This is a genomic window from Rhodovibrio sodomensis (assembly GCF_016583645.1).
GTDB lineage: Bacteria > Pseudomonadota > Alphaproteobacteria > Kiloniellales > Rhodovibrionaceae > Rhodovibrio > Rhodovibrio sodomensis.
Genome location: NZ_NRRL01000204.1, coordinates 1 through 4,223 on the forward strand (window position 1 = coordinate 1; position 4,223 = coordinate 4,223).

The 4,223-nt window shown below is 67.1% G+C and carries 6 protein-coding genes and 1 pseudogene; 4 read left to right on the plus strand and 3 right to left on the minus strand.

Annotated elements, in window-relative coordinates:
* Both CKO28_RS26860 and CKO28_RS29705 read right to left on the minus strand, forming a co-directional pair.
* Positions 1-187, minus strand: a 187-nt coding sequence (locus CKO28_RS26860) for an IS1634 family transposase N-terminal domain-related protein (RefSeq protein ID WP_242480851.1), incomplete at its 3' end; no start/stop codon positions are given.
* A gap of 92 nt (positions 188-279) precedes the next feature.
* Positions 280-468, minus strand: a pseudogene (locus CKO28_RS29705) (transposase); the annotation flags it as partial.
* Between the two features lie 181 nt (positions 469-649).
* On the opposite strand from CKO28_RS29705, the gene CKO28_RS26870 reads away from it, so the two are divergent.
* The 4 genes from CKO28_RS26870 to tnpC all read left to right on the plus strand — a co-directional run bounded on the left by CKO28_RS26870 (position 650) and on the right by tnpC (position 4,011).
* Complete coding sequence (locus CKO28_RS26870; protein ID WP_200344443.1) at positions 650-1,495, plus strand: IS1634 family transposase; 846 nt, start codon at positions 650-652, stop codon at positions 1,493-1,495.
* A 77-nt stretch (positions 1,496-1,572) separates the two neighbouring features.
* The gene (tnpA, locus tag CKO28_RS26875; protein WP_200344445.1) at positions 1,573-1,965 is read left to right on the plus strand and encodes an IS66-like element accessory protein TnpA; all 393 of its coding nucleotides are present in this window, start codon (positions 1,573-1,575) and stop codon (positions 1,963-1,965) included.
* Entirely contained in the window at positions 1,962-2,309 is a 348-nt protein-coding gene (gene tnpB / locus CKO28_RS26880) for an IS66 family insertion sequence element accessory protein TnpB (protein ID WP_200344447.1), read from the plus strand. The genes tnpA and tnpB (CKO28_RS26880) overlap by 4 nt, the downstream gene beginning before the upstream one ends.
* Positions 2,310-2,370: 61 nt before the next feature.
* Positions 2,371-4,011 (plus strand): IS66 family transposase, encoded by a 1,641-nt coding sequence (gene tnpC, locus CKO28_RS26885; protein ID WP_200344449.1) that lies wholly within the window; start codon positions 2,371-2,373, stop codon positions 4,009-4,011.
* Here the strand turns inward: tnpC and tnpB (CKO28_RS26890) are convergent.
* Positions 4,006-4,223, minus strand: a 218-nt coding sequence (tnpB, locus tag CKO28_RS26890) for an IS66 family insertion sequence element accessory protein TnpB (RefSeq protein WP_200344451.1), incomplete at its 5' end; no start/stop codon positions are given. The genes tnpC and tnpB (CKO28_RS26890) overlap by 6 nt on opposite strands.

Consider the following 4,223-nt stretch of genomic DNA (forward strand, 5'->3'; position numbering starts at 1 on the left):
GCGCCTGCTCGGCGCGTTCAACGGCGACGCCGCCTTTGAGCAGGGTGCGCAGGCCCTCGACCACGTCCGTCGGCCAACCGCTCAGATTGGCCACGGTGCGCTTTTTGATCTTGCCGCCCTCGCGGCGACTTTCCCGCAGCAGAACGGCGGGCGGCGACTGGCGATTGGGGACCGACTCGATGTACATAGCCTATGCGAATCGTACCTAGAGCACGATGTCAAGAACGAACCCCGTCATTTACATGGGTACACGGTACCGCCCAAAACTCGATTCTTTGTTCATATCCAGGCACTTAGAAGGAAAACCAAGTAAAAAGTTCCGTCTAGCCACCGCGAACTCGGGTCCAGCGGCAGAAGCCCGTCCCGCGCAGCCCGACGCCAGCCGGTCAGCTGCTGCGGGGAGATGCCATGGCGGCGTGCGACCGCGCTCACGCTGGCGCCCGGCGCGAAGCTTTCCTGGACGATCCGCGCCTTGACTGATCTTCAACAGTAACCCCGGTGTGCTGAGAATACCGGTCGCAGTTTGCGGCGGGTTTTGAGAGGGCGGTTTCGCAAAACCCCCGTCTGTGTGGTGCCAACGCTAGGGTCCGGGCCCGTTGCCAGGGCTGATTCGCGTTGGCACGATTGCGGTGGCTAAAAGGAGGCCGCCGTGTTCTTCCGCAAGAAGGTCAACAAGGGCCACACCTACATCCAGCTCGTGGAGAACCGTCGCGAGGGCGGCCGCACCCGGCAGCGCCAGCTGGCCTCCCTCGGGCGTCTCGACGAGCTGCAGGCGTCCGGCAGCCTGGATGAGCTGCTCAAGTCGGGCGGCAAGTTCGCGCAGAGCGCGGCCGTGATCGCCGGGGCGCGCGATGGCGAGCTGGATCAGGTCCGCTCGCAGCGGATCGGCGCGGCGGTGGTGTTCGAGCGGCTCTGGCAGGAAACGGGGTGCCAGCGGGTGATCCAGGACTTGCTCAAGGAGCGTGCTTTCTCGGCCCCGATCGAGCGGGCGGTGTTCGCCACTGTGCTGCACCGTCTGGTCGCGCCCGGCTCCGACCGGGCGTGCGAGCACTGGCTGCGCGACGAGGGCGTGGCCGGCAGCGAGGAGCTGCAGCTTCACCATCTCTACCGGGCCATGGCCTGGCTGGGCGAGACGCTGGAAACCGACGACGAGAGCGCGCGGACGACGCGCAGCACCAAGGACGTGATCGAGGAACGGCTGTTCGACGGCCGGCGCAACCTGTTCGACGACCTGGAGCTTGTGCTCGTCGACACGACCTCGTTGTTCTTCTACGGCGAGGGTGGCGCGGAACTCGGCGCGCGGGGCCATTCCAAGGACCGCCGGCCCGAGCTCGAGCAGCTCATCCTGGCGGTCGTCGTCGACCAGCGCGGCCGGCCGATCTGCTCGGAGACCTGGCCGGGCAACACCGCCGACGTGAAAGCCCTGCTGCCGATCGTCTCCCGGCTGCGCGAGCGCTTCGTAAGCGTGCGCCGAGGACTGCCTACCGCGGCGTGATGGAGTGTGCGTGAAATGGGCGTTCGGGCGCGGCTTGCGCTCGTTACGTCAGTAATCACGTGGGTAGTACCATCACGATGGAACGGGTTGAGGTGATCACCGGCCGCCGCCGGCGTCGACGGTGGTCGTGGGCGGACAAACAGCGGATCGTCGCCGAGGCGTCCATGCCGGGGGTGTGCGCGAGCGCGGTCGCGCGGCGCTACGACATGCAGCCCCAGCAGCTCTTCCAGTGGCGCCGCGAGGTCCGGGAAAGTCAGGGCGTGCACGGCACGGACCGGTTCGCGGCCGTTCGCCTGATCGCCGGACATGACGCCGGCCGAGCGCATGAGCCCGAGCACGCTGCACCGGATGAACGCCAATCCGCCGGCACGGTGGAGATCCGGCTCGACAACGGTCGCGTCCTGCGGGTTCTGGAGACGATCGCGCCGGCAGCGCTGATGCGCCTGGTCGCCGCGGTCGAGCAGGCATGATCAGCGTCCCGACCGGCACCCGGGTCTACCTCGCGCTCGGCCGCACGGACATGAGAAAGGGGATGAGTTCCCTAAGTCTGCTGGTCCAGGAGGTGCTGCAAAAGGACCCGCTGGCCGGCCACATTTTCTGCTTTCGGGGCCGCAAGGGCGATTTGATCAAACTTTTGCGGTACGACGGCGACGGCTTCTGCCTGTACGCCAAGCGCCTGGAGCAGGGGCGTTTCGTCTGGCCGGGCGCGCGCGAGGGGGTCGTGCATCTCACGCCCGCCCAGCTGGCGATGCTGCTGGAAGGGATCGATTGGCGGTCGCCGCAGCGCACCTGGCAGCCCCAGCGCGTCGGCTGATTTTTGGCAGTTTCCGGCGCTTTTTGATGGTGTTTTGGCGGGGTTTGCGGTACTCTAAATCATGCCGCTGAGCCCCGCCGATCTGCCCACCAACGTCGCCGAATTGCACGCGCTGATCGTCGCGAACGAGGCGGCTTTGGCGGCGAAGGACGCCGAGCTGACGGCCGCCAAGGAGGGCCTGAAGGTCAAGGTCCTGGAGCTGGAGAAGCTCAAGATCGAGCTCGCCCGGCTGAAGCGCATGAAGTTCGGCCGGTCCTCCGAGCGCCTGGAGCGCGAGATCAAGCAGATGGAACTGCTGATCGAGGACCTGGAAGCCGAAACCGCCGGCGATCAGGGCGTCGACGACGCGGCGCCAGGCGAGACGGCCCCCAAAGCAGCAGACGACGCGGAAACCGACAAACCGCGCGACGCGAAACCGGCCAAGCCGGCCTCACGCGGTACCCGTCGGTTCCCCGAGCATCTGCCGCGCAAGCCCGTGGTGCACGATCCCGGCGAGACCTGCGGAGAATGCGGCGGCGAGTTGCGCAAGGTCGGCGAGACGGAAACCGAGGTGCTGACCTACATCCCCGGTCGGTTCGAGGTCATCCAGAACATCCGGCCAGCGAAGTCCTGCCGCTGCTGCGAGACCATGGTCCAGGCGCCCATGCCCTCGCTGCCGATCGTGCGCGGCATGCCCTCGCCGGAGCTGTTGGCCCAGATCATCGTCAGCAAGTTCTGTGACCACTTACCCTTGTACCGGCAGGAGCAGATCTACGCCCGCGCCGGCGTCACCCTGACCCGCACGCTGATGGCCGGCTGGATGGGCAAGATCGCCGAGCTCATCGACGCGCTGGTCGAGGCGGCGGGCAAGCACGTGATGGCGGGCGACCACATCCACGTCGACGACACGCCCGCCCCAACGCTCGATCCCGGCCGCGGCCGCACGAAGACCGGTCATCAGTGGATCTACCTGCGCGACGAGCGCCCGCACGCCGGTCAGGCCGCGCCGGCCGCCCTATACCGCTACACCCCGGACCGCAAAGCCGAGCATCCGCGCACGGAACTCGCCGGTTTCAAGGGCGCGATGCACGCCGACGGCTACACGGGGTTCAACCAACTCTATCAGGCCAACGGCAGCGCGCCGCCGGCGATCGTCGAGGTCGCGTGTTGGTCGCACGCCCGCCGCAAGATCCACGACGTCCACGCCACCCAGGAGACCGCGCTCACCCGGAAGGGGCTGGACCTGATCGCCCAGCTGTTCGCCATCGAACGCGGGATCAGCGGCTGCCCGCCCGACCAGCGCCGCGCCGTGCGCCAACGCGAAAGCAAGCCGGTCCTGGATGCCTTCTGGGCCTACATCGAGACGAGCCTGCGTCAGCTCCCGACCAAGAGCCCGATGGCGGACGCGTTGCGCTACGCCAAGGTCCGCTGGACCGCGCTCACCCGGTTCGTCGACGACGGGCATCTGGAGATCAGCAACAACGCCGCGGAGCGTGGCATCAAGCCCTTGGTCCTGGGCAGAAAAAACTGGTTATTCGCCGGTTCGGAAGCCGGCGGCCACCGGGCGGCGAAGTTCTACACGCTGATCGAGACGGCGAAGCTGAACGGCGTCGATCCGATGGCCTACATGACCGCGGTGCTGTCGCGGACCGCCGATCACCCGATCAACCGGATCGACGAGCTGCTACCATGGCGCATCGAGCTGCCGGTCCGGGACTCATAGATCCGCCACCGCATCAAAGCCAGTGACCGCAGTTTCCGGTTCACGCTTACGCATCGCCAGCTGGGCGGGCGTGAGGTGAACGACACCCTCGCGCGCGCCCGGCCAGACGAAACGCCCCCGCTCCAGGCGCTTGGCGTACAGGCAGAACCCGTCGCCGTCGTATCGCAACAGCTTGATCAAATCGCCCTTGCGGCCCCGAAAGCAGAAAACGT

What these genes read in the sequence shown, in the direction of transcription:
- tnpA (WP_200344445.1), top strand. Translation starts at nt 1,573, where the DNA reads ATGGAACGGGTTGAGGTGATCACCGGCCGCCGCCGGCGTCGACGGTGG.
- tnpB (WP_200344447.1), top strand. Translation starts at nt 1,962, where the DNA reads ATGATCAGCGTCCCGACCGGCACCCGGGTCTACCTCGCGCTCGGCCGC.
- tnpC (WP_200344449.1), top strand. Translation starts at nt 2,371, where the DNA reads ATGCCGCTGAGCCCCGCCGATCTGCCCACCAACGTCGCCGAATTGCAC.